General features: G+C 59.1%; 22 protein-coding genes. 14 read left to right on the forward strand and 8 right to left on the reverse strand.

The annotated features are described in order from the left end of the window. Positions 1 to 10 precede the first annotated feature (10 nt). A complete protein-coding gene (gene lpdA / locus GS620_RS04755) occupies positions 11 to 1,405 on the reverse strand; it encodes a dihydrolipoyl dehydrogenase (RefSeq protein ID WP_171614326.1) in 1,395 nt (464 codons plus the stop codon). 213 nt (positions 1,406 to 1,618) lie between these two features. Here lpdA and GS620_RS04760 point away from each other — a divergent pair, with 213 nt between their 5' ends. Then, complete coding sequence (locus GS620_RS04760) at positions 1,619 to 2,053, forward strand: hypothetical protein (protein ID WP_171614328.1); 435 nt, start codon at positions 1,619 to 1,621, stop codon at positions 2,051 to 2,053. A 43-nt stretch (positions 2,054 to 2,096) separates the two neighbouring features. Here GS620_RS04760 and GS620_RS04765 read toward each other — a convergent pair whose 3' ends face one another. The 4 genes from GS620_RS04765 to GS620_RS04780 all read right to left on the reverse strand — a co-directional run bounded on the left by GS620_RS04765 (position 2,097) and on the right by GS620_RS04780 (position 8,628). After that, positions 2,097 to 2,672, reverse strand: coding sequence for a DUF924 family protein (locus GS620_RS04765; RefSeq protein WP_152458288.1), 576 nt, complete (start codon positions 2,670 to 2,672; stop codon positions 2,097 to 2,099). A 109-nt stretch (positions 2,673 to 2,781) separates the two neighbouring features. Then, a complete protein-coding gene (locus tag GS620_RS04770) occupies positions 2,782 to 4,053 on the reverse strand; it encodes an MFS transporter (protein ID WP_171115435.1) in 1,272 nt (423 codons plus the stop codon). Between the two features lie 111 nt (positions 4,054 to 4,164). Beyond that, on the reverse strand, positions 4,165 to 5,211 hold the full coding sequence (gene queA, locus GS620_RS04775) for a tRNA preQ1(34) S-adenosylmethionine ribosyltransferase-isomerase QueA (RefSeq protein ID WP_171614330.1): 1,047 nt from the start codon (positions 5,209 to 5,211) through the stop codon (positions 4,165 to 4,167). A 42-nt stretch (positions 5,212 to 5,253) separates the two neighbouring features. Further along, positions 5,254 to 8,628, reverse strand: a complete 3,375-nt coding sequence (locus GS620_RS04780; protein WP_253283787.1) for a DUF3971 domain-containing protein — start codon at positions 8,626 to 8,628, stop codon at positions 5,254 to 5,256. An 80-nt stretch (positions 8,629 to 8,708) separates the two neighbouring features. Between GS620_RS04780 and GS620_RS04785 the strand changes: the two genes are divergently transcribed. The 6 genes from GS620_RS04785 to aqpZ all read left to right on the forward strand — a co-directional run bounded on the left by GS620_RS04785 (position 8,709) and on the right by aqpZ (position 13,803). Beyond that, on the forward strand, positions 8,709 to 9,170 hold the full coding sequence (locus GS620_RS04785; protein ID WP_171614334.1) for a peroxiredoxin: 462 nt from the start codon (positions 8,709 to 8,711) through the stop codon (positions 9,168 to 9,170). A 60-nt stretch (positions 9,171 to 9,230) separates the two neighbouring features. Continuing rightward, positions 9,231 to 10,073: a ferritin-like domain-containing protein gene (locus GS620_RS04790; protein ID WP_171614336.1), complete on the forward strand. Its 843-nt coding sequence runs from the start codon at positions 9,231 to 9,233 to the stop codon at positions 10,071 to 10,073. A gap of 174 nt (positions 10,074 to 10,247) precedes the next feature. Beyond that, the gene (locus GS620_RS04795) at positions 10,248 to 11,579 is read left to right on the forward strand and encodes a DUF5930 domain-containing protein (RefSeq protein WP_171614338.1); all 1,332 of its coding nucleotides are present in this window, start codon (positions 10,248 to 10,250) and stop codon (positions 11,577 to 11,579) included. Then, on the forward strand, positions 11,569 to 12,069 hold the full coding sequence (locus GS620_RS04800; RefSeq protein ID WP_117868644.1) for a polymer-forming cytoskeletal protein: 501 nt from the start codon (positions 11,569 to 11,571) through the stop codon (positions 12,067 to 12,069). Before GS620_RS04795 ends, GS620_RS04800 begins: the two co-directional genes overlap by 11 nt. Before the next feature lie 121 nt (positions 12,070 to 12,190). Then, positions 12,191 to 13,000, forward strand: coding sequence for a zinc-dependent peptidase (locus GS620_RS04805; RefSeq protein WP_171614340.1), 810 nt, complete (start codon positions 12,191 to 12,193; stop codon positions 12,998 to 13,000). A 113-nt stretch (positions 13,001 to 13,113) separates the two neighbouring features. Next, positions 13,114 to 13,803 carry an aquaporin Z gene (gene aqpZ, locus GS620_RS04810; RefSeq protein WP_171167669.1) on the forward strand — a complete coding sequence of 230 codons (690 nt, stop codon included), beginning with the start codon at positions 13,114 to 13,116 and terminating at the stop codon, positions 13,801 to 13,803. 62 nt (positions 13,804 to 13,865) lie between these two features. Here aqpZ and GS620_RS04815 read toward each other — a convergent pair whose 3' ends face one another. Beyond that, on the reverse strand, positions 13,866 to 14,423 hold the full coding sequence (locus GS620_RS04815) for a peptidylprolyl isomerase (protein WP_152458297.1): 558 nt from the start codon (positions 14,421 to 14,423) through the stop codon (positions 13,866 to 13,868). Next, complete coding sequence (locus tag GS620_RS04820; RefSeq protein WP_171614342.1) at positions 14,416 to 14,922, reverse strand: peptidylprolyl isomerase; 507 nt, start codon at positions 14,920 to 14,922, stop codon at positions 14,416 to 14,418. Before GS620_RS04820 ends, GS620_RS04815 begins: the two co-directional genes overlap by 8 nt. Before the next feature lie 133 nt (positions 14,923 to 15,055). Here GS620_RS04820 and pgk point away from each other — a divergent pair, with 133 nt between their 5' ends. The 7 genes from pgk to GS620_RS04855 all read left to right on the forward strand — a co-directional run bounded on the left by pgk (position 15,056) and on the right by GS620_RS04855 (position 21,376). After that, positions 15,056 to 16,246: a phosphoglycerate kinase gene (gene pgk / locus GS620_RS04825; protein ID WP_171614344.1), complete on the forward strand. Its 1,191-nt coding sequence runs from the start codon at positions 15,056 to 15,058 to the stop codon at positions 16,244 to 16,246. A gap of 71 nt (positions 16,247 to 16,317) precedes the next feature. Further along, a complete protein-coding gene (locus tag GS620_RS04830; RefSeq protein WP_171614346.1) occupies positions 16,318 to 16,662 on the forward strand; it encodes a lysozyme inhibitor LprI family protein in 345 nt (114 codons plus the stop codon). Positions 16,663 to 16,802: 140 nt separating this feature from the next. Then, the gene (locus GS620_RS04835; protein WP_171115419.1) at positions 16,803 to 17,102 is read left to right on the forward strand and encodes a septum formation initiator family protein; all 300 of its coding nucleotides are present in this window, start codon (positions 16,803 to 16,805) and stop codon (positions 17,100 to 17,102) included. Positions 17,103 to 17,272: 170 nt separating this feature from the next. Continuing rightward, positions 17,273 to 18,262: a pyruvate dehydrogenase (acetyl-transferring) E1 component subunit alpha gene (gene pdhA, locus GS620_RS04840; protein WP_171115415.1), complete on the forward strand. Its 990-nt coding sequence runs from the start codon at positions 17,273 to 17,275 to the stop codon at positions 18,260 to 18,262. Positions 18,263 to 18,277: 15 nt separating this feature from the next. After that, the gene (locus GS620_RS04845; protein WP_171614348.1) at positions 18,278 to 19,651 is read left to right on the forward strand and encodes a pyruvate dehydrogenase complex E1 component subunit beta; all 1,374 of its coding nucleotides are present in this window, start codon (positions 18,278 to 18,280) and stop codon (positions 19,649 to 19,651) included. 14 nt (positions 19,652 to 19,665) lie between these two features. Further along, positions 19,666 to 20,979, forward strand: coding sequence for a pyruvate dehydrogenase complex dihydrolipoamide acetyltransferase (locus tag GS620_RS04850; protein WP_171228107.1), 1,314 nt, complete (start codon positions 19,666 to 19,668; stop codon positions 20,977 to 20,979). A gap of 226 nt (positions 20,980 to 21,205) precedes the next feature. Next, the gene (locus GS620_RS04855; protein WP_171614350.1) at positions 21,206 to 21,376 is read left to right on the forward strand and encodes a hypothetical protein; all 171 of its coding nucleotides are present in this window, start codon (positions 21,206 to 21,208) and stop codon (positions 21,374 to 21,376) included. A gap of 4 nt (positions 21,377 to 21,380) precedes the next feature. Here the strand turns inward: GS620_RS04855 and cysE are convergent, their stop codons facing one another. Beyond that, a complete protein-coding gene (gene cysE, locus GS620_RS04860; protein ID WP_152458304.1) occupies positions 21,381 to 22,190 on the reverse strand; it encodes a serine O-acetyltransferase in 810 nt (269 codons plus the stop codon). Positions 22,191 to 22,249 lie beyond the last annotated feature (59 nt).

A 22,249-nucleotide genomic window follows, 5' to 3' on the forward strand; every position in this document is an offset into this window, starting at 1 on the left:
GCGTATGACGTTACATGTGGATCACGCGGCCATAAGCGTCCAACACGCTTTCATGCATCATTTCTGACAGAGTCGGGTGCGGGAAGACCGTGTTCATCAGGTCTTCTTCGGTGGTCTCCAGCTGCCGCCCAACCACATAACCCTGAATCAGTTCCGTGACTTCCGCGCCGATCATATGGGCCCCCAGCAGTTCGCCAGTCTTGGCGTCGAACACGGTTTTGATCAGACCTTCCGGTTCGCCCAGAGCAATGGCCTTGCCGTTGCCGATGAAGGGGAAGCGACCCACTTTGATGTCATAGCCCAGCTCTTTGGCCTTGGCTTCGGTATATCCCACCGAGGCCACTTGCGGCTGACAATAGGTACATCCGGCGATGCTTTCGGGCTTGACCGGATGCGCATGCTGGCCCGCGATCAGATCGGCAACCATGACACCTTCGTGGCTGGCTTTATGTGCAAGCCAGGGCGCGCCCGCGATGTCACCGATCGCATAAAGGCCATCGACGCCGGTGCGGCAATATTCATCCGTCACCACATGCGTGCGGTCGATCTTGACGCCCAGCGCCTCGAGCCCGAGGTTTTCGACATTCCCAACAATCCCGACAGCCGAGATAACGGTGTCGAACTCGTGCTTTTCAACCTTGCCCTTGACCTCGATATGAGCGGTGACCTTGCCCTTGCCGCGATCCAACTGCTTGACCATGGCTTTTTCCATGATGGTCATGCCTTGCTTGGTGAAGGCTTTCTTAGCCAAGGCACTGATTTCCGCATCTTCCACGGGCAACACGCGGTCCATCACCTCGACCACCGTCGTGTCGGCCCCCAACGTGTTGTAGAAACTGGCAAATTCGATTCCGATCGCGCCCGAGCCGATGACCAGCAGCTTCTTTGGCATCCGGGGCGGTTGCAGCGCGTGCTTGTACGTCCAGACCAGATCGCCATCAGCCTCGAGACCGGGCAGTTCGCGGGCCCGTGCGCCGGTTGCAAGAATGATGTTCTTGGCCGTCAGTTCTTCGGTGCCCTTATCGGTCTTGACGCTGACCTTGCCTTTTGCGGGGATCGTCGCCTCACCCATCACCACGGCGACCTTGTTCTTTTTCAGCAGATGGCCGATGCCGCCCGAAAGCTGCCCGGCAACGCCACGGGATCTTTTGACGACCGCGTCCAGATTGTAACCGATCTTGTCGGCCTTCAATCCGAAATCCTTGGCGCGTTCCATCAGGTGGAACACTTCGGAAGACCTCAGCAATGCCTTGGTGGGAATGCACCCCCAGTTCAGGCAGATGCCACCAAGGTGCTCGCGCTCGACCACGACGGTTTTCAGACCAAGCTGGGCCGCACGGATGGCGGCGACATAGCCACCGGGGCCAGCCCCGATTACGATCAGATCATAGGATTGTGCAGCCATGTGTTCCTCTCGGCGCAGGTGGTGAAAATTTAGTTTACCATTAAACTATTTTCAGAAACGCATCAACACGCGTTCCCGCGACAAATGAGACACAGGGTAAACCTTACCTGAATATGCGGATTTCAGCCTATACGCAGGCCCATGCTATGGCTAGAACAGAAACGCCGACGCCGCTCGGACATTTGTGAACACATTGAATTCAAGGGGTTTACCATGGCCAAAACACTAAAAGATCTGGCGCTTGCTCTGCTAAACGCAACTTTGATACTTGTGGCGCTGTGCTTGTTTTTAGGCTGGAAGCTGGCATCGAAAGTCGAAAGCGTCTCGGCGGAATTCTCAGAGACAGTGCAAGTTCTTGCCCCTATTCGGGATGAAGCGAAGGGCATTCGGGGCGAGCTTTCCGCGTTGCGCGGTGATTTGACGACGCTGATGAGGGAAAACCAAGTTACGGACAGTCAAACCGCTCAAAATATCCAGGCAACATTGCGCCGCCTGAACGCGGTTGAACAAAAGCTACAAACTGCGCAGGAGCGATTCACAGAACTTGCAGAGACACCAGAGGTTTTGATCGCCCAGGCCATACAGACCGGAGCAGACGTCGCGTCCGAACGCGTCTTGTCGTTCAAAGGATGCGAGCCGGGAGCCTGAAGCCACCGCACTAACAACAGAGGCGCAAAACCTTTGTACAGTCTCACGCCATTGCTTGCAGCTCTCGCACAGTGCTGCCATAGCCGCCCATGTCGACGTAAGCCTCTTCATGGGGGGTCGAGCTGCGCGACAGTGCTTTGTTCCGGTAAGGGAAACGACCGAACTTGCGGATCACTTCGCGATGCGCACGGGCGTGCAGCAGATTGCTTGTATCGCCGCTTAGGTTCTGACAGATCAGACGCACGCAGCGTTCCTGATCACACAGATTTTCCGAATGCATCATCGGCAGGTAAAAGAACTGCCGGGCCGGTTCATCGATCTTCTTGTCCCAGCCTCTGTCTACCGCGCATTTTGCAGCTGCCAGGGCCGCTCGGTCCGTCGCGAAAGCACGCGCTTGCCCGCGGAACATGTTGCGTGGAAATTGGTCCGTCAAAATTATGTAAGCCAGTGACCCGCTGGGATAGGTCAGCCAGAGCGAAAACTTGCCCTCGGCCGCAGCCTCCCACGTTGATTGAAAACGTGCGCGGATTTCTGAATCCAGCGCTTCATCCTCTATGTACCAGCCCTTTGGACCCACCTCATCTAACCAAAAACTCAATACTTCTTCAGGCGTTACCATTGCCTTAAACTCCGTCTTGTGCCCGTAGTTTGGACGTAACGTCATTTAAGGCCGTTTTACAGAACTGTTACAGTAACATATTGCAACACTTGCGACATAATCCTGTGTCCTAGGCATCTTCCTGCTCAGCCTGTTCGGCCTCGGCGGCTTCGATGGCGACTTCCTGTGCCACTTCAAACGCAACTGGCGAGGCCGTTGGATACAGCGTCGACATTGTGCCGGTTTCGTCCACGGGTATCGATGCCCGCTGCGTCGTCCGATACAGGGCGTAAAGTGCCATTGCGAGTAACAGTGCCGCAATAAAGAGAAAAAAGCCCGGTGGCCCGAATACGGCATCCCCCATCAGCCAGCCGGTGATCACCGGCCCGGCAATCGCGCCCAGACCGTTGATGAATACCAGCCCACCGGATGCGGCCGCCATGTCCTCGTGATCCAGAAAGTCATTCGCATGCGCGATCAGCAGTGAATATAGCGGGTTGGACATACCGCCGATCAGGAAAGCCGAAGCAAGCAGAATTGGAAACGATCCCCCCATCATCATAGCGATCGTTGCGCCACCGGCACCGGCGAGCGCCACAAGCAGGATCAGAAAGCGGCGATCCATACGGTCGGAGAACCAGCCCAAAGGGTATTGCAGAACCACAGCGCCGATATAAAACGCCGCAACGAAGGTCGAAATTTCAACAAGCGACAGCCCTGCCCGGGCGCCATACACCGCCGCCATGCCGAACTGCGCGGAAAACACACCCCCCAGAAGAAACATGCCCACGCAGCCCAGAGGCGAGGTTTCCAGTAGTTTCTTCAAGGTCATCGGTTTGGTGGTATCAAAGGCCGGTGTCGGCGAGATCGACAGCAAAATCGGTGCGAAGGACACTGAAACCAGGATCGAGGCGATCACAAACGTCTCGTAACCGGCCGGGTCGCCGACAAGAACAAGCGCCTGCGCACTGATGATCCCCGTCATCTGTACGATCATATAGAGCGACAGCGCCTGCCCGCGATTTTCATTGCTGGCCGCATTGTTGAGCCAGCTTTCGGCAGTGACATAGACGCCAGAAAAACAGAACCCGATCACCACCCGGCCCAAAGCCCACGCGATCGGGTTGGTCAGCATGGGATACATGATCATCACGGCCGAAATAAATGACGCAAGTGCCGCAAAGACCCGCACGTGGCCAACGCGCCGGATCATCTCGGGCGCAAGGCGTGAGCCGCCCAGAAAGCCCAGAAAATAGGCCGACATGACAAAAGACATCTCAAGGGTCGAAAAGCCTTCGATCTCACCCCGCACACCCAGAATCGTGCCCTGAAGGCCGTTTCCGACCATCAGCAACCCCATGCCGAGCAGCAGCGCCCATGCGCTGGAAAGGACTTGAATCATTGGGGCCTCCGACTAGTGCCAACCTGATTTTAGTGTCGTTCTGCGATCAAAGACCGCCTACGTCGCGCTTGTCTACGACATTCCCGATCCGCGATGCTGTTTCCGCGCCTCTCAAGGGATCAAAAGCGACGCGTCGCCATAGGAAAAGAACCGGTATTTCCGGGCGATGGCATGCGCGTAGACATCGCGCATCCGATCCTGCCCCATCAGTGCCGAAACCAGCATGAGCAACGTGGACTTCGGCAGATGAAAATTGGTCATCAATGCGTCAGTGACATGGAATTCAAAACCGGGATAGATGAAGATATCCGTTTCGCCTTCCCAGGGTTCGATCTTTCCTGACCTTGCCGCACTTTCGATCAGTCGCAAAGCCGTTGTCCCCACCGGGATCACCCGCCCGCCGGCGACCTTGGTTGCCTGTATCTCAGCGGCGGCGTCGGGGCTTACCTGCCCCCATTCAGCATGCATCTTGTGTGTTGTGACATCCTCAACCTTGACCGGAAGAAAAGTCCCTGCCCCCACGTGAAGCGTCACATGCGTGAAGCTTACACCTCGCTCGGCCAGCGCCCTCATCAGCGCCTCATCGAAATGCAATGATGCGGTCGGGGCGGCCACGGCGCCGGAGTGATTTGCCCAGATGGTCTGATAATCCGTCTTGTCCCGTTCATCAGCCGGACGTTTGGCTGCGATGTAGGGCGGCAGAGGCATTGCTCCGGCCTGATCCAGCGCCGCGTCGAAATCCTCGCCGCTGAGATTGAAGCGCAGATAAGCCTGGCCATCCGCAACCCTGTCCAGCGTGGCGCTGAGATCGTCCGAGAAGACAATCTCTTCCCCAAGCTTCACCTTCTTGAGCGGCTTGATCAACGCAGACCACGTGCCATCGGCCTGTGGATCAAGCAAAGTGGCCTCGATCCCTGCGGAAACCGGCCCCTGCGCGCTGTCCCGGTGGCGTCGGCCGTTCAGTCGCGCCGGAATGACCCGTGTGTCATTCAACACCAGCCGGTCACCTGGCCGCAGAAAATCGGGCAGGTCGAAAACATGGCTGTCCGTGATTGCATCCCCCTGCGCCACCAGCAGACGTGCAGAGGAACGCGGGCTGGCCGGCCGCGTGGCGATCAGGTCTTCGGGCAGATGGAAATCAAAATCGCTGAGTTTCATGCCCGCGCCTTACAACCCTGCATCAGATTCGGCCATATCCTGTCAGCGGTCACTTGGGGATGAGCCGAATGTGCGTTTGGGTTCATCCGGTTTCTGCGGCACTGCGTTCGGACCATCCTGAACTTTGGGTGCCGGGGCGCGCATCAGGTCGCGCAGGAACAGAGGTGCGAGACCGGACAACGGATTTACCGACACTTTGGGCGAGGCAAGCGGGCCGGTCAGAGTGTAGTTGAAGCCAAAGACGCCCTCGCCCTTGCGCGTAAACACGCTGCCAACTGCGTTGAGGAGGTATATGGGCGAGATCGCACCGCGCAGGTTCAGCAATCCGTTCACCGTATCGATGGTGCCATCAAAAGACAGGCCCATCGACGGGCCGACGGCACTGCCGCTTAGCACTTTGATGTCTGTGGGGGTGACACGCATCCGGCTGTCGATTGCTGCAAAAAAGATACCCTGCCCCGCCATTTCATCCAACAGGCCCACAAGGCTGATGGCATTCAGCAAGGCCGCCATGGCCGGGGCGTCGGTAATCCGTGTGTTGGTGATTTTCAGTATCACGTCATAGCTGCCCGGTGCCGTCACAGGTTCGAGCTTGAGATTCATTTCTCCGCCCCGCGCCTGTGTCAGTACTCCGGCCGATCGCAGCGCGGACCCCGCATCTTGCGACGTAAGGTCAACAGCACTTCGGTTCCCTCTGGGGCTGACCTGCCCCCTGACCGGCGCGCCGCCATTGACCTGCGCGGTGAAGTTCCCTTGTATTCCGCCGGTCGTCTGAAATGCGCCCCGGAACCCGGTCAGCGCGACGGTTTCCGTAACCTGTAGGCGATCCAGAGCCACGTCCAGTTTAGGCCCGGCGCCGCCCCCGCCGCCCGATCCGCCGCTTTCGCCGAAATTCGCGCGACCCATATCAAGGACGCCGCCAAGCACACGGATATCCGGCATGGCGTTTCCGCGCCCGATCAGCTCTGCCGGGACCGCCAGCCAGTCGCCGAGGTCAAAAGAGGTGAAGCGAACCCGGTCATATTCGCCGTTTTCGCGAAACGTAATGGAGGCTGATGTACGCAATCCGGCTGCATTCAAGCGCAGGCTATCCACCTTCAACTGCGATCCCAAAGTCGCTTCGGCCGTCAGAGAGCCGGTCGAATTGGCCCCCTTTCTCCAACCAAGTTCGGGTATGGCCAGCGCGACCCCCTGCAAATCGGATGTGACGGATAATTTCGGGGCAACCCCGGCGCCGAGCCCCAACGTGATATCTGCAATCCCTTTGCCGGTCAGCATCCCCGGAGGCAGGCCGGCGCCGATCTCATCCATCAATCGCGGCGACAGCTCGATCTGACCGGTCAGGGTGCTTCGCTGATCCGACTTGCCGTCTATAGGCTGCCGCCAGAGCGCCGTCAGCGGTACATCCCCGAACTGCCCCTGCCCCTGAATCTGAACGCCGGACTGATCACCAGAAAGGTCCAGAAGATCAGCACTAACGTCAAATCCGGGCACCAAGCGGTCACTGAACAGGTTGGCCAACCTTCCGTCGAAATGGAACTCGGTCTCGTCAAACTTGAGACCCTTTTTCAAAGGCAAGGAAAGGGTTCCCGCCAGCGACACCGTTCCTTTCGCTACGTCAACGGGCAACCCCGCCTTGCTGAGCAATTCCAGCGGAGGCCTGTCCAACAACGACAACGCGGCCGTCACGCTGCCTTTGGCCTGAATGCGCGCAATCGCAGGCGCGGATTTCTTGATATCCGTGTCGGGTATGATGAAGGACGTCCCCGACGCATCAACAGCACCGCCGTCATCCGCAATCACAACACCCTGCTGTGCAGTGACCGTGAACCTGCTGTTGATCAGGCTGGCCTGACCCTGCGCCTTTTCGATCGGCGGCAGCGTTTTGACAAACCGAATCTTCGCCTTTTCAAATCCGAAATCCAGATATAGATCCGGTTTCGATCCGGGCAGCAGGCGCAGGGCAAAGTCCATATCCGACAGAACCCCTTCGTACAGGTTTTCGGTCACCCACTCTCGCGGTTTCGGGGCCAGACGTTCGGGCCAGTATCCCAGAACCTTGTCCGACGTCATTTGATCCAGGTGTGCGTCCAGCTTGACGGCCCAGCCATCCGGCCGCCCGGTCAGGACGCCAAAGGCACGCACCGTGTGACCCGGATCTTCAATGGTCATCTGACCCAGATGCAGCTGGAACGGGTTGAGGACCATCTTGAAATCCAGGCTGGCCCGCGAAAGCTGAATAGGTTGCGGGAACAGGTTTGCCGGGTTCACGTTGATACCGGACAGCCGCAACTGTGCAGACAGGCTGTCCAGCACGCCATCTTCTGCACCTTCCAGATACGCCTTTCCGTCAGCCTGAACCTCACCCCAGGCCGAGACCACCGAAACTTCGTTGAAATCCAGAATCTGACCTTTGGGATCATAGGTGAAATAGGTGCGCGCGGATTCGAAGGGAACCGGGCGTGTTTCCGGGTTTGGCTGCACCGCCCCCGCCCCCAGATTCAGCGTGGCGTACAAAGTTCCGATCGCTCCGTTTTCGTCGACACCACCGCGCAAGGCACCCGAGATCGGGGCCCGCAGAACCTGCAACCAGGCAAGGGCAGGCGTTTGGCCCGCGATGTCCTCGGCCGGAAGATCGGTGACCGAGATTCCGAATTGTGCGGCAGGTGTGCCCAGAACGCTTGTATAATTGGCCTCGATGGCACTGACATAGTCACGCCCCGCCAGAACCGAAAACCCGGTTGCCAAGCGCACTTCGTTGCCGCTTCGGTTGGCTTGAATATGCCCACCGTCCAGAATCCAGGACCGCCCCTGCCGAAGATCGCGATAATCCAGTGTGATCGCATCAAGCTCGACCGAGGTCAGCGCCGACAGGGCCGGAGACAGGAAAACCTGATCCGAAGCCTCGATAAGCTGTGCCAGGTTCGGGGCCTCCTGCACCGGTGCGCTGCCGGACCCGACCGTAAGGCTCAGCGCCCCGTCCTTGTCCCGGGTCACGGCGATCTGCGCACCCCTCAGAATTATCCTTTTGGGGCGGACGTGCCCCCGCAACAAGGGGCGCATGGCCAGGCTGGCGCGCATGTCGGACACCTGCGCAATTTGCCGACCCTCAGCGTCGCTGATGGCCACATCGGTCAAGCGCAGACGGGGTCGCCATCCCTCGTGAATGATGAAACTCACATCGCCAAACCGGATTTGCAGCCCGCCCAAAGCCTGCTCAAGCCGCGCTTCGACCCTGTCCCGCAGCCAGACGGGTGCGTGCATTCGTTGTCCGACAACCATGAAACCGGTGAACAGCGCCAGAAGTACCAGCACGAAAGTGCCGCGCATGGCCCACAGACCAGCGGCCCGGCGGCGAGACCGACGGCGCGCGGGCTTAACGGGCTGTGCTCCGTCGTCGTCTTCGTGCTGCTTCAAATTGCTATCCACGCCTTCCAACCCGCACGCGTTGCCCTATGATATCAGGCAGCCTTTAAAAACCTTTAGCGGAGTTTCCAATGCCCGACGTTTCAGACATCGCCCCTGACTTCACTTTGCCGCGCGACGGCGGCGGCGAGGTGACGCTTTCGGCGTTGCGCGGTAGCACCGTGGTTCTGTTTTTCTACCCCCGCGATGATACGCCGGGCTGCACCAAGGAATCCATCGGTTTCTCGGAACAACTTCAGGCCTTTGCCGATGCGGGCGCACAAGTTTTCGGCATCTCGCGCGACAGCGTCGCCAAACATGACAAATTCGTCGCCAAACATGGGCTGACAACACCGCTGTTGTCGGATGAGAACGCGACCGTCTGTGAAGACTACGGCGTGTGGGTCGAAAAGAACATGTACGGGCGCAAGTCGATGGGGATTGAGCGTTCGACCTTCATCATCGACCCCGAAGGCAAAATTGCCCGCGTTTGGCGCAAGGTCAAAGTTCCCGGCCACGTGGACGAGGTGCTGGAAGCCGTGCGCGCGATGTAACGCCCTCGACCACGGTCGCCATCCGGTTTAAGAGCCACAGGATCAACCAGGCGGAGAATAATGGTGTCCAAATCGCTGACCCAGATGGCGACCGAAGTTCTTGCAACGGCAGAAGGTCGGGAAAAGACCGCCCTGTCCAAACAGCACGCCGCCGCGTGGTTTGCGTCGCGCAAGGGCGACGCGCCCCCGATCGAGATCGGGACGGCGTCACCCCCGCTGCGACCCGCGCGCCCGGAACGGCCAGAACTCCTGTCTCCGCGCGAGGTACCAAAGCGCAAACCGGGCACCGAGGCGGGCCGCATCGCCCTTTTGCACGCCGTGGCGCATATCGAACTGAACGCCGTCGATCTGCATTGGGATATCATTGCCCGCTTTGGCCATGTGCCGATGCCGATCGGGTTTTATGACGATTGGGTAAAATGCGCCGAAGAGGAATCGCGCCATTTCGAGATGGTCTGCGATTGTCTGGAACAGATGGGCAGCCACTATGGCGCCTTGCCCGCCCATTCGGGCATGTGGCGCGCGGCCGAAGACACCGCAGACGACCTGATCGGACGGCTTGCGGTCGTTCCGATGGTTCTCGAAGCGCGTGGTCTGGATGTGACCCCCGGCATGATCGAGATTTTTCGCAAGGCCAAGTCTGAGCAGGCCATCGCGGCGCTTGAGGTGATCTATGCCGAAGAAGTCGGCCATGTCGCTTATGGGTCCAAGTGGTTTCACTTCCTATGCGGCCGGGAAAACACGGACCCCAAGGACGTGTTTCACGCATTGGTACGCCGGTATTTCCACGGCGTCCTCAAACCACCCTTCAACGAGGAAAAACGGGCCGAGGCCGGGTTGCCGCCCGATTTCTACTGGCCGCTGACCGAAGACCTGCCCGCGCCTGGCGAAATCACGAGCTGACGCCTCAACATGCTTTTCGGCAATTTCCCGCCGATCTTTGGGGGGATTTCTACGCAGTTGGCGCCAGACTGATCAACAAACTTGCCCGAACGCTGCCTGCCCTTTATGCAGTCGGCCCAAGGAGCGGCCGGCACTCACGACCGGGCCCGATCTTGGGGATGAGAGGTAGGACGCGTGCGAACACGTCTGGCAATAAAAATACACTCCGCATTTGAACGGTACTTTCCGGAACGCCGGGTTTTTCTGAAGTCTGACAAAGATACACGTTTTATCCGTCTCAGCTCGGAAACGCAGGTGGTCGCGGTGGCCGGTGTTGCCGTCATGGTCGGATGGACCGCGGTCGCAACTGCCATTCTGCTTATGGACAGCATCGGTTCGGGCAACTTCCGGGAACAGGCGAAACGCGACCAGGCAACCTATCAGGAACGATTGAATGTCCTGTCCGCAGAACGCGACGCCCGTGCGCAGGAAGCCCTCGCCGCTCAGGATCGTTTCAACGCCGCACTGGAACAGATATCCGCCATGCAGTCCGAACTGCTGGCCTCGGAAAACCGCCGTCGCGAACTTGAGACGGGGATCGAAGTCATTCAGACCACGCTGCGCACAACCATGAAACAGCGGGAAGATGCGCGGAAGGAACTGGCGGCGCTGAAGCAGGAAAACAGCAACGCTGACATGTACGTAACGGCCTCCAGCGCGCCGGTACAGATGGGTTTCATGACGGACGCTCTGGCGCGTACGGCCGAGGAACGCGATCAGATCGCCGCCGACGCCCGGCAAGCACTGGACCAGCGCGATGATCTTGAGCTGGAAATCCGCCTGATGCAGGAACGCAGCGACGAGATTTTCCGGCAGCTGGAAGAGGCCATGGTGATCTCGGTCGAGCCGCTGGACAAGATGTTCCGTCAGGCGGGAATGCCAACAGACCGTATCATCGAAGAGGTTCGGCGCGGATACAGCGGTATGGGCGGTCCGCTGACCCCTTTATCCCTTAGCACGCGCGGTGAGGTGGACGAGTTGTCCGCCGAGGAAGCCCGCGCGAATACATTGCTGAAACAGATGGATCAGCTGAACCTTTACCGACTTGCGGCGGAAAAGGCCCCCTTTGCCAATCCTGTACATTCGGCCGTGCGTTTCACCAGCGGCTATGGCAGCCGGCGCGACCCCAAAACCGGTGGTCGCCGGATGCATAACGGGGTCGATTTCGCAGGGCCGCAAGGCACGGATATCTTTGCGACCGCAGACGGCGTCGTTACCCATGCAGGCTGGCAATCCGGTTTCGGACGGCTTGTGAAAATCAAGCACGCATTCGGAATTGAGACACTTTACGCTCATAACACCAAGATCAACGTGAAGGTTGGTCAAAGGGTCTCGCGCGGGGATCATATTGCTGATATGGGTAGCACCGGACGGTCGACCGGCACGCATCTGCACTATGAGGTGCGCGTGAACGGAAAACCCGTAAACCCAATGACTTACATCAAGGCTGCGAGAAATGTTTTCTAAAAGCAAAATCAACGAGCCCGCATCCAAGGCACCCGAGGCGGCCAAACCAGCCGCTCCGGCGACCCCAGCGGCCCCTGCACCGACCGAGTCGAAACCTGCCACTGCACCCAAGCCCAAGCCACCTGCGTCGGTTTTGTCTTCGGATCTGCACATCACTGGCAATATCAAAACCTCCGGTGACATACAGGTGGAAGGCACAGTCGAAGGCGACATCCGCGCTCACCTTCTGACCATTGGTGAATCGGCAACGATCAAAGGTGAAGTCACCGCAGATGACGTCGTGATCAACGGACGTATCGTGGGTCGCGTACGTGGCCTCAAGGTGCGTCTGACATCGACCGCACGTGTCGAAGGCGACATCATCCACAAGACCATCGCCATCGAAAGCGGAGCGCATTTCGAAGGGTCTGTACAGCGCCAGGACGATCCGCTGAATCCGGGCCGCAGCGCCAAAGCCGGATCGAACCCGGCAGCAGACGTCAAACAATAATTCGACCCTTCAGGTCAGATCGGAAACGCCGCAGGGAGACCAGCGGCGTTTCTTTTTTGCGCCACAGCCTGTACCCGGGAAACTTGTTTTGATCCCGCCGGGATCACGCTAGGGTCGGGTCATGTTGATTTTTCTGACACTTGTTGCGGTGATCGCCGCAGGTCTGGTCTTTTACTTCTGGTCCAAACGACAGGCGCGCCACGCCCTGTTGACCGCGCCGTTGACTGACAAACAAAGGCAGCTTGTCGACACTCAGGTCCCGATCTTGCGGAAACTGCCGCACGGCCTGCGCGCAAAGCTGGAGGGCAAGATCAACCTGTTCCTTGATCAGGTTGAATTCATCGGGTGTGACGGCCTGGACGTTACCGAAGACATGCAACTGTCCATCGCCGCGCAAGCCTGTCTGCTGGTTGTGAATACCGATCTCTGGTATGACAACCTGACCACCATTCTGATCTATCCCAGCGCATTCAAATCCAGGCAGAGCCGGCACAGCGGCTATGTCGTCACCGAGAAGGAAATCGTGCGCACAGGGGAAAGCTGGAACCGCGGCCCGGTGATCCTGTCCTGGGCGCATAGCCAGCGCGGGGCCATGAACGATCATGATGGCCAAAACGTTGTGTTTCACGAATTTGCCCACCAGATCGACGATCTGACAGGGTCGGCCAACGGAGTGCCCGTACTTAGCGACGACCAAAGCTTTTCAGAATGGGAATCCGCATTCCTGACAGCCTATGACGCGCATGTCCGCGCCGTCGAATCCGGGCAGCCAACCGTAATCGACCCCTATGGTGCGGAAGGGCACGAGGAGTTTTTCGCCGTTTCGGTTGAAGTGTTCTTTGAGCGACCAAAAGCCCTGCGCAGGTCGGACCCGGAGGTTTACAAGCAACTGTCCAAGCTGTTCCACTTGGATCCTGCTCAATGGCACTAAGGGCTTTTCGACCCCTGGTGCGAGGGTGCCGGGAAAATTCCCCGTTCGGCACAATTTAACAAAAGTTAATTTATGAACTACGCTTAAGCGCATTGCATTGTGGAGGAAATTTCATGTCATCAAAACTACTGGCCGAGTTCTTCGGCACCTTCTGGCTGGTTCTCGGAGGTTGCGGCAGTGCCGTATTGGCAGCGGGCGTTGCAGATGTCGGCATTGGGTGGCTTGGCGTTTCCTTCGCCTTCGGCCTGACGGTTCTGACAATGGCTTACACGGTTGGCCATATCTCGGGCGGGCACTTCAATCCAGCGGTCAGCCTGGGCCTGATGATTGGCGGACGGTTTCCGGCAAAGGATCTGCTGCCCTACTGGATCGCTCAGGTCATCGGCGCCATCGCCGCCGCAGTGGTTCTGTATCTGATCGTCAGCGGCGCGCCCGACTTCGCCGGCGTCGGGGGATTTGCGTCCAACGGATATGGTGAGGCCTCACCCGGCGGGTATTCTTTGATGTCGGCTCTGGTGATCGAGATCGTGATGACCGCTTTCTTCATCCTGATCATCCTGGGTGCAACCTCGGACAAGGCGCCGGCTGGTTTCGCCCCCATCGCAATTGGTCTGGCCTTGACCCTGATCCACCTGGTATCAATTCCGGTCACCAACACTTCGGTCAACCCGGCCCGGTCCACAGGCGTCGCCCTGTTTGCCGACGGCCCTGCCCTGTCACAGCTGTGGCTGTTCTGGGTGGCCCCGCTGATCGGCGGCGCGATCGGTGCTGTCATCTGGAAAGCGATGTCACAAGACGATTGAGTTTCGTTCAATCGACCATAAGGAACAGCCCGGCGCTCTTTGGAACGCCGGGCTGTTTCGGTTCATTCGGTGACGGTGACTTTTTTCATTACGTCGGGCTGTCCCGTAACCGCTCCGGTCTGGGAATGCCCCCGTTTGATTGCATCCACCACGTCCATCCCGTCGGTCACCTGACCGACCACGGTGTACTGGCCATCCAGAAACGGGCCGGGTTCGAACATGATAAAGAACTGCGAATTGGCTGAATCCGGGTTTTGCGACCGGGCCATGCCGACCACGCCACGATCAAAGGTCAGATCAGAAAACTCAGCCGGCAGATCCGGGCGGTCTGACCCACCACGCCCGGCATACCGCATGTCAAAGCCGTTCGCGGTGGAATTGCCGTATTGAACATCGCCGGTCTGGGCCATGAAACCTTCGATCACGCGGTGGAACACCACACCATCATACTTGCCGTCCGCAGCCAGTACCGTGATCTGTTCCACGTGCTTCGGCGCGACATCTTCGAACAGATCGATGGAGATCGTGCCATTGGCCCCTTCCCCTTCGACCTCGATCTGCAAACCGCTGGCCAGCGCCGGGCTTGCCAGCAAGGCAAAGGTGGCGGCAAGCTTATACATCTGCGGCCACCTTGACGCTGATCATGCGGTCGGGGTTCGCAGGCGGCTCGCCACGAACGATCGCGTCCACATGCTCCATGCCTTCGATGACGCGGCCATAAACGGTGTACTGACCGTTCAGGAAGTGGTTGTCCTTGAAGTTGATGAAGAACTGAGAGTTGGCCGAATCCGGGTTCTGCGACCGGGCCGCGCCCAGCGTACCGCGATCATGGGGCAACTTGGAGAACTCTGCCGGTACGTTCGGCAGCGACGAACCGCCGGTCCCCGCCATACGCAGGTTGAACCCATCTTCCATGTCGCCATGCTGCACGTCACCGGTTTGGGCCATGAAGCCGTCGATCACTCGGTGAAAGGCCACGTTGTCGTATTCTCCGCTGCGGGCCAGTTCTTTCATCCGCGCGCTGTGCAAAGGCGCCACATCCGGCAGCAGCTCGATGAAGACATTGCCGTCTTTCAGCTCGATGATGATCGTGTTTTCGGGATCCTTGATCTCGGCCATGAGGCCCTCCTGTCGTTTATCTTGCGCAAATACCTATGACGCACGCGTACGAATGCCAAGTGACGCATTGACCTGAGGGCAAATTGCAGGAAAAGAACCGCCTAAATCATTTGCCAATGACAAGGATCGCACAATGGGCTGGAAAACACTGGACGATATGGACCTGAACGGCAAACGCGTACTTGTGCGTGTGGATATCAACGTGCCCGTGGTTGACGGTGTTGTGACCGACGCCACCCGCATCCAGAGAATCGTGCCGACGGTGCGCGATATTCTGGCCGCAGGCGGCAAACCGATCCTTCTGGCCCATTTCGGTCGCCCCGGAGGAGAGCGGCGCGAGAACCTGTCGCTCAAGCAACTGGTTCCGACCCTCGAAAGCGCTTTTGACGCCAAAGTCCTGTTTGCCGCCGACTGTGTCGGAACCGAGGCCGAACTGGCGGCACAGGCGTTGCAGCCCGGCCAGGTTCTGTTGCTCGAGAACACGCGTTTTCACGCGGCCGAAACCAAGAACGATGCTGATCTGGCCGCAGGTATGGCCAGGCTGGGTGACGTGTACTGCAACGACGCGTTTTCAGCGGCGCACCGGGCCCACAGCTCGACCGAGGCCATCGCGCGCCTGCTGCCCGCCTGCGCCGGTCGTTTGATGCAGGCCGAGTTGCAGGCACTGCAAAGCGCGTTGGGCGCGCCCAAACGCCCGGTGACAGCGGTTGTGGGCGGGGCCAAGGTTTCGACCAAGCTGGAATTGCTGGGCAATCTGATCGACAAGGTAGATTATCTGGTGATCGGTGGCGGCATGGCCAATACGTTCCTCGTCGCGCAAGGTGTCAGCGTCGGAAAATCGCTGGCCGAAACGGCGATGAAAGACACCGCAGCCGAAATTCTGACCAAAGCCGAAAACACCGGCTGTCAGATCGTTCTGCCACGTGACGTCGTGGTTGCCGAAACGTTTGAAGCCAATGCCCCTCATCAGGTTTTGCCCGCGGATCAATGCCCCGACGATGGCATGATCCTGGACGCTGGCCCCGAAAGCGTGGCCGCGATCATCGAGATATTCGAAAAAAGCAAAACCCTGATCTGGAACGGACCGCTGGGCGCATTCGAACTGAAACCGTTCGACGCCGCCACCAATGCCGCCGCCTTGAAGGCGGCCGCGCTTAGCCGTTCGGGCCAGCTCATCTCGGTCGCCGGGGGTGGAGACACAGTTGCGGCCCTGAACGCCTCGGGTGCCGCCAAGGACTTCACCTATATCTCGACCGCGGGTGGCGCGTTTCTGGAATGGATGGAAGGCAAAACGCTGCCCGGTGTCGCTGCGCTGGATCAGTAAGCACCGCTTGCCGCCTTTGATCGCCTGATATGGTCCATGGTAGTATCCCCTTTTGAACGGGGGATATTACCGTGAAGCCAATTTACCTTCTTGTCCTAATGAACCTGCCCTGCTCTGCCGTAGCTCAATCCAGTTGCGGCGGCCAGACCCAGCTTGACGCCAGTTTCTGCGCCAAAGAACAATGGGAAGTCGCAGATCGCGAACTCAACCGGCTGTGGGCTCAGATCAAACCCGCAGCCGATGCGTGCGGCGACGGTGATGCCCTTCTGACCGAACAACGCGCCTGGCTGAAGGCCCGAGACGCAACCTGTGACAATGAATTGTCGGGCGGCGGCAGCGCTGCGCCGATGTTCTACTGGACCTGCATGAAAGAACAGACCGTCGCGCGAAATCAGGCGCTGGAATCCTGGCGCTGACGCGGATCAGGACGCGCATAAATTACTGATGAAAAAATCGAAACAGGGGATTCACAACCCGAATCACCTGTGACATAGTGTGTCCAGATGCTCGCAAAGGGCACGTTTTTGAGGCTAGTTTTCATACGGCGGTAAACAGAGTGTCCCGTTCCCATCGGCCCGGTTTGGGCTCAATCATCTTCTTCTCGGTGGCTTTCATGCTTGGTGTGTATTTCACCTTTGCCGCCGTACAAGGTGACTATGGCCTGTTTCGGCGGGTCGAAATTGCTGCGGAACGGGACGCCCTGTCACAGGACCTGGAAAAGCTGAATGCCCAAATCGCCGAATTGGAAAACCTGACCCGGCGCCTGTCCGACACCTATCTGGATCTTGACCTGCTCGATCAGCAGGCGCGTTCGGTTCTTGGCATGATCCGGGCGGATGAGATCGTGATCCGCTGATCCTTCTTAGGCCGCCGGACATCTTCGAACCATCGTCGCACCGCTTTGTTTGTCGGCTGCGCCGCGCCTGCGCGGACGCTGCGTCACATTTCCCCTCGCCAGAAAGCCACAAATGCTTTATGAGATAGTTTAACGCTAAACTATCTTGCCGAAAGGGGGAGATCGCCACTATGGCTGCGCGAAAAACCACAAAGAAACCAAATGTTTCTGCGGAAGAACTCAAGACATACTACCGCGAGATGCTTCTGATCCGTCGATTCGAAGAAAAGGCGGGTCAGCTTTATGGCATGGGCCTGATCGGCGGGTTCTGCCACCTGTACATCGGTCAAGAGGCGGTTGTTGTCGGGCTCGAAGCGGCAGCACAGGACGGCGACAAGCGGATCACCTCGTATCGTGACCACGGCCATATGCTGGCCTGTGGCATGGACCCGGGCGGCGTGATGGCCGAACTGACCGGGCGCGAAGGCGGCCTGTCCAAGGGCAAGGGCGGCTCGATGCACATGTTCTCGAAAGAAAAGCACTTCTATGGGGGCCATGGCATCGTCGGCGCGCAGGTTCCGCTGGGTGCAGGTCTGGCCTTTGCCGACAAGTACAAGGAAAATGGCGGCGTGACCTTTACCTATTTCGGCGACGGTGCCGCAAACCAGGGTCAGGTCTATGAGACGTTCAACATGGCCGCCCTGTGGGATCTTCCCGTGGTTTTCGTGATCGAGAACAACCAATACGCAATGGGCACAGCGCAGGCGCGTTCGACCTCGTCACCCGATATCTATGTGCGCGGCGAAGCCTTCGGCATCCCCGGCGAGATCGTGAACGGAATGGATGTGCTGGCCGTCAAAGCCGCCGGCGAAAAGGCCGTTGCCCACTGCCGCGCCGGCAAGGGCCCATACATTCTTGAGGTAAAGACCTACCGCTATCGCGGCCACTCGATGTCTGACCCGGCCAAGTACCGCACTCGCGAAGAGGTTCAGAAAGTCCGCGAACAAAGCGACCCGATCGAACATGTGCGCGAGTTGCTGCTGACCGGCAAACACGCGACCGAGGATGACCTGAAGGCGATCGACAAGGAAATCAAAGAGATCGTGAACCAAGCCGCCGAATTCTCGAAAGAAAGCCCCGAGCCCGCCGTTGAAGAGCTCTGGACCGACATTTACGCCTGAGAGGACGAATAAGACATGGCAACCGAAATTTTCATGCCCGCCCTTTCGCCCACGATGGAAGAGGGCACGCTGGCCAAATGGCTGGTCAAGGAAGGCGACACCGTATCAAGCGGTGACATCCTGGCCGAAATCGAGACCGACAAGGCGACAATGGAATTTGAAGCTGTCGACGAGGGTATCGTCGGCAAGATCCTGATCGCCGAAGGCACCGAAGGGGTCAAAGTGAACACCCCGATTGCGGTTCTGGTCGAGGAAGGCGAAGACGCCTCGGCCGTGACCGCGGCTGCACCGGCAGCCGCAGCGGTGGCCGAAGCCGCCCCGGCGGCGGTCGAGGCCCCCGCTCCTGCCGCTGCGGCCCCCGCTGCGCCGGTAGTCGACCTGTCGCCCGACTGGCCGGCAGATGCCGAGATGAAATCCGAAACCGTTCGCGAAGCTCTGCGTGACGCGATGGCCGAAGAAATGCGCAACGACGAAGACGTCTATCTGATGGGCGAGGAAGTCGCGGAGTATCAGGGCGCATACAAGATTTCCCAGGGTCTGCTGGACGAATTCGGCCCCAAGCGCGTGATCGATACACCAATCACCGAACATGGTTTCGCCGGTATCGCCGTCGGGTCGGCCTTTGGCGGTCTGAAGCCGATCGTCGAGTTCATGACCTTCAACTTCGCCATGCAGGCGATCGACCAGATCATCAACTCGGCCGCCAAGACGCTTTATATGTCCGGTGGCCAGATGGGCTGTCCCATCGTGTTCCGCGGCCCCAACGGCGCCGCCGCCCGCGTCGCGGCCCAGCACAGCCAGGACTATGCCGCCTGGTACATGCAGATCCCCGGCCTGAAAGTCGTCATGCCCTATTCGGCGGCTGACGCCAAAGGATTGCTGAAATCAGCCATCCGCGACCCAAACCCGGTGATCTTCCTGGAAAATGAGATCCTCTACGGTCGCTCCTTCGACATGCCACAGGTAGACGACCTGACCATCCCGCTGGGCAAGGCACGTATCTGGCGCGAAGGCTCGGACGTGACCATCGTCAGCTTTGGCATCGGAATGCAATACGCGCTGGAAGCCGCAGACAAGCTGGCCGAAGAGGGCATCAGCGCCGAAGTCATCGACCTGCGCACCATCCGCCCGATGGATACCGGCGCGATCATCAACTCGGTGATGAAAACCAACCGTCTGGTGACCGTGGAAGAAGGCTGGCCGCAAGGTTCGGTCGGCAGTTACATCTCATCCGTCGTGATGCAGGAAGCATTCGATTATCTCGACGCGCCGGTCATCAACTGCACCGGCAAGGATGTTCCGATGCCCTACGCCGCGAACCTCGAAAAGCTGGCCCTGATCACTACGGACGAGGTGATCGAAGCCGTGAAACAAGTGACCTACCGGTAAGGAGCGACAGACAGATGCCCACCGAAATTCTGATGCCCGCCCTTTCACCGACCATGGAGGAAGGCACGCTTGCAAAATGGCTGGTCAAGGAAGGCGACACCGTCTCCTCCGGCGATTTGCTAGCCGAGATCGAAACCGACAAGGCCACGATGGAGTTCGAAGCCGTCGATGAAGGCATCGTCGGCAAAATCCTGATCCCCGAAGGCACCGAAGGGGTCAAAGTCAATACCGCCATCGCGATTTTGCTGGAAGATGGCGAAAGCGCCGATGACATCGCCGCGGCCCCGGCCAAGACCCCGGAGGCTGCCCCCGCAGCCGACGCGGGCAACGAGGCCGCCGCCCCTGCGGCGTCCGAGGCGCCCGCCCCTGCCCCTGCGCCGGCCGCTCCGGTCAAGGCGGATGGCGGTCGTATCTTTGCTTCCCCTCTAGCCCGACGGATCGCTGCGCAGAAAGGCCTAGATCTGGCACAGATCACAGGCTCTGGCCCGCATGGCCGCATCGTCAAGGCGGATGTCGAGGGCGCGACGGCCACTGCGACGCCCCCTGCCCCGGCAGCCGCCGCGGCCGCGCCTGCGACCGCACCGGCGGCGGCCTCTGGACCGTCCGCCGATATGGTCGCGCGGATGTATGAGGGCCGCGAGTACGAAGAAATTCAGCTCGACGGGATGCGCAAAACCATCGCTGCGCGACTGGGCGAGGCCAAACAGACCATCCCGCATTTCTACCTGCGCCGTGACATCAAGCTGGATGCGCTGCTGAAGTTCCGCAGCCAGTTGAACAAGCAGTTGGAAGGCCGTGGCGTGAAGTTGAGCGTGAACGACTTCATCATCAAGGCCGTCGCCAACGCGCTTCAGCAGGTTCCGGCCTGCAACGCCGTCTGGGCGGGTGACCGCGTGTTGCAACTCAAGCCGTCGGACGTGGCCGTAGCGGTCGCGATCGAGGGCGGGTTGTTCACCCCGGTTCTTCAGGACGCCGACATGAAATCTCTGTCGGCGCTTTCGACCGAGATGAAGGATCTCGCCGCCCGTGCCCGCGAGCGCAAGTTGGCACCGCACGAGTATCAGGGTGGCACGTTTGCCATCTCGAACCTCGGCATGTTCGGCATCGACAATTTCGACGCCATCGTGAACCCGCCTCACGCCGGTATTCTGGCGGTGGGTACCGGCGTGAAAAAGCCCGTTGTCGGGGATGATGGAGAACTGACGGTGGCGACCGTAATGTCCGTTACCATGTCCGTCGATCACCGCGTCATCGACGGCGCGCTGGGGGCAGAACTGCTCAAGGCTATTGTCGACAACCTGGAAAACCCGATGGTCATGCTGGCCTGACGACCCAAAGAATGCCCGCGCCCCGGACAGCCGGAGCGCGGGCAGCCTCAAGTGTTTGCACTGAATTGAACTTGCGTGATCGGGGCACCGATTGCCCGATGTATCCAAGCGCCCCACTTCCTTCCTTTAGAAGCAGACGGAAGGCAGGTGCGCGATGCTCTCAAGAAATCTCATTCTCTGCCTGACTGTTTTGGCGATACTCGCAGCCACGGCACCTGAATGTGCCATGGCAAAGCCCAACGGCTATCCGGGTGAGCATTCAAAGTTCAAGCCAAACGATCCGGCCGCGATTGCCCGGCAGAAAGCCGCACTGGACAGACGGCAGGAGCTTCGCAAACAAAAAAGGGAAGAACGGCGGCGCAAGCGGTTGGACAAACGCGCCAACCGCTCTCGCTGAACTGTTACTGATCCTTGCCCAGCATATGATCCATCGAGATCGAAGGCTGGTCGCACCCGGCTTCCCCCACGATTTTGGCGGGGATACCGGCGACGGTCTTGCAGGGCGGCACCTCTTGCAGCACCACCGAACCGGCCGCGATGCGGCTGCAATGGCCAATGGTGATATTGCCCAGCACCTTGGCCCCGGCTCCGATCAGAACACCGTCTCCGATTTTTGGATGGCGGTCTTCTTCTTCCTTGCCGGTTCCGCCCAGTGTCACCGAGTGCAGCATCGACACGTTGTCGCCCACCACTGCCGTCTCGCCAATCACGATGGAATGGGCATGGTCGATCATGATGCCCTTGCCGATTTTGGCTGCCGGGTGAATGTCGATCCCGAAAATCTCGGATGAGCGCATCTGGAAGAAATAGGCCAGATCATAGCGCCCCTTGCGCCACAACCAATGGGCCACGCGATATGCCTGCATGGCCTGGTACCCTTTGAAATACAGGATCGGCTGCAACAGCCGATGACAGGCCGGGTCACGTTCGTAAACGGCCATAAGGTCCGCCCGAGCAGCTTCGAGCAAACCCGGATCGTCGGCATATGCCTCATCCACGATTTCACGCAGAACCATCATCGACATTTCGTTCGAGCACAGCTTCGCCGCCACCCGATATGAAAGCGCGCGTTCAAGGCTGCGGTGATGCAGGATACAGGCGTGCACGAGCCCCCCCATGAGGGGCTCTTTCTCGACGGCCGCATGGGCCTCGGATGTGATACGGGTCCAGACCGGATCAACCGGTGTCACATGGCTGCGCTTTTCGAACATGGCTTTGATCCTTTGCTGCGCCTAGAATGCCATTTAGTGGCAAAAAGACCAAACGCAAA

The sequence above is a fragment of the Ruegeria sp. HKCCD6428 genome (genome assembly GCF_013110595.1).
Classification (GTDB): domain Bacteria; phylum Pseudomonadota; class Alphaproteobacteria; order Rhodobacterales; family Rhodobacteraceae; genus Ruegeria.

What these genes read in the sequence shown, in the direction of transcription:
- lpdA (WP_171614326.1), bottom strand. Translation starts at nt 1,405, where the DNA reads ATGGCTGCACAATCCTATGATCTGATCGTAATCGGGGCTGGCCCCGGT.
- GS620_RS04760 (WP_171614328.1), top strand. Translation starts at nt 1,619, where the DNA reads ATGGCCAAAACACTAAAAGATCTGGCGCTTGCTCTGCTAAACGCAACT.
- GS620_RS04765 (WP_152458288.1), bottom strand. Translation starts at nt 2,672, where the DNA reads ATGGTAACGCCTGAAGAAGTATTGAGTTTTTGGTTAGATGAGGTGGGT.
- GS620_RS04770 (WP_171115435.1), bottom strand. Translation starts at nt 4,053, where the DNA reads ATGATTCAAGTCCTTTCCAGCGCATGGGCGCTGCTGCTCGGCATGGGG.
- queA (WP_171614330.1), bottom strand. Translation starts at nt 5,211, where the DNA reads ATGAAACTCAGCGATTTTGATTTCCATCTGCCCGAAGACCTGATCGCC.
- GS620_RS04785 (WP_171614334.1), top strand. Translation starts at nt 8,709, where the DNA reads ATGCCCGACGTTTCAGACATCGCCCCTGACTTCACTTTGCCGCGCGAC.
- GS620_RS04790 (WP_171614336.1), top strand. Translation starts at nt 9,231, where the DNA reads ATGGTGTCCAAATCGCTGACCCAGATGGCGACCGAAGTTCTTGCAACG.
- GS620_RS04800 (WP_117868644.1), top strand. Translation starts at nt 11,569, where the DNA reads ATGTTTTCTAAAAGCAAAATCAACGAGCCCGCATCCAAGGCACCCGAG.
- GS620_RS04805 (WP_171614340.1), top strand. Translation starts at nt 12,191, where the DNA reads ATGTTGATTTTTCTGACACTTGTTGCGGTGATCGCCGCAGGTCTGGTC.
- aqpZ (WP_171167669.1), top strand. Translation starts at nt 13,114, where the DNA reads ATGTCATCAAAACTACTGGCCGAGTTCTTCGGCACCTTCTGGCTGGTT.
- GS620_RS04815 (WP_152458297.1), bottom strand. Translation starts at nt 14,423, where the DNA reads ATGTATAAGCTTGCCGCCACCTTTGCCTTGCTGGCAAGCCCGGCGCTG.
- GS620_RS04820 (WP_171614342.1), bottom strand. Translation starts at nt 14,922, where the DNA reads ATGGCCGAGATCAAGGATCCCGAAAACACGATCATCATCGAGCTGAAA.
- pgk (WP_171614344.1), top strand. Translation starts at nt 15,056, where the DNA reads ATGGGCTGGAAAACACTGGACGATATGGACCTGAACGGCAAACGCGTA.
- pdhA (WP_171115415.1), top strand. Translation starts at nt 17,273, where the DNA reads ATGGCTGCGCGAAAAACCACAAAGAAACCAAATGTTTCTGCGGAAGAA.
- GS620_RS04845 (WP_171614348.1), top strand. Translation starts at nt 18,278, where the DNA reads ATGGCAACCGAAATTTTCATGCCCGCCCTTTCGCCCACGATGGAAGAG.
- GS620_RS04850 (WP_171228107.1), top strand. Translation starts at nt 19,666, where the DNA reads ATGCCCACCGAAATTCTGATGCCCGCCCTTTCACCGACCATGGAGGAA.
- GS620_RS04855 (WP_171614350.1), top strand. Translation starts at nt 21,206, where the DNA reads ATGGCAAAGCCCAACGGCTATCCGGGTGAGCATTCAAAGTTCAAGCCA.
- cysE (WP_152458304.1), bottom strand. Translation starts at nt 22,190, where the DNA reads ATGTTCGAAAAGCGCAGCCATGTGACACCGGTTGATCCGGTCTGGACC.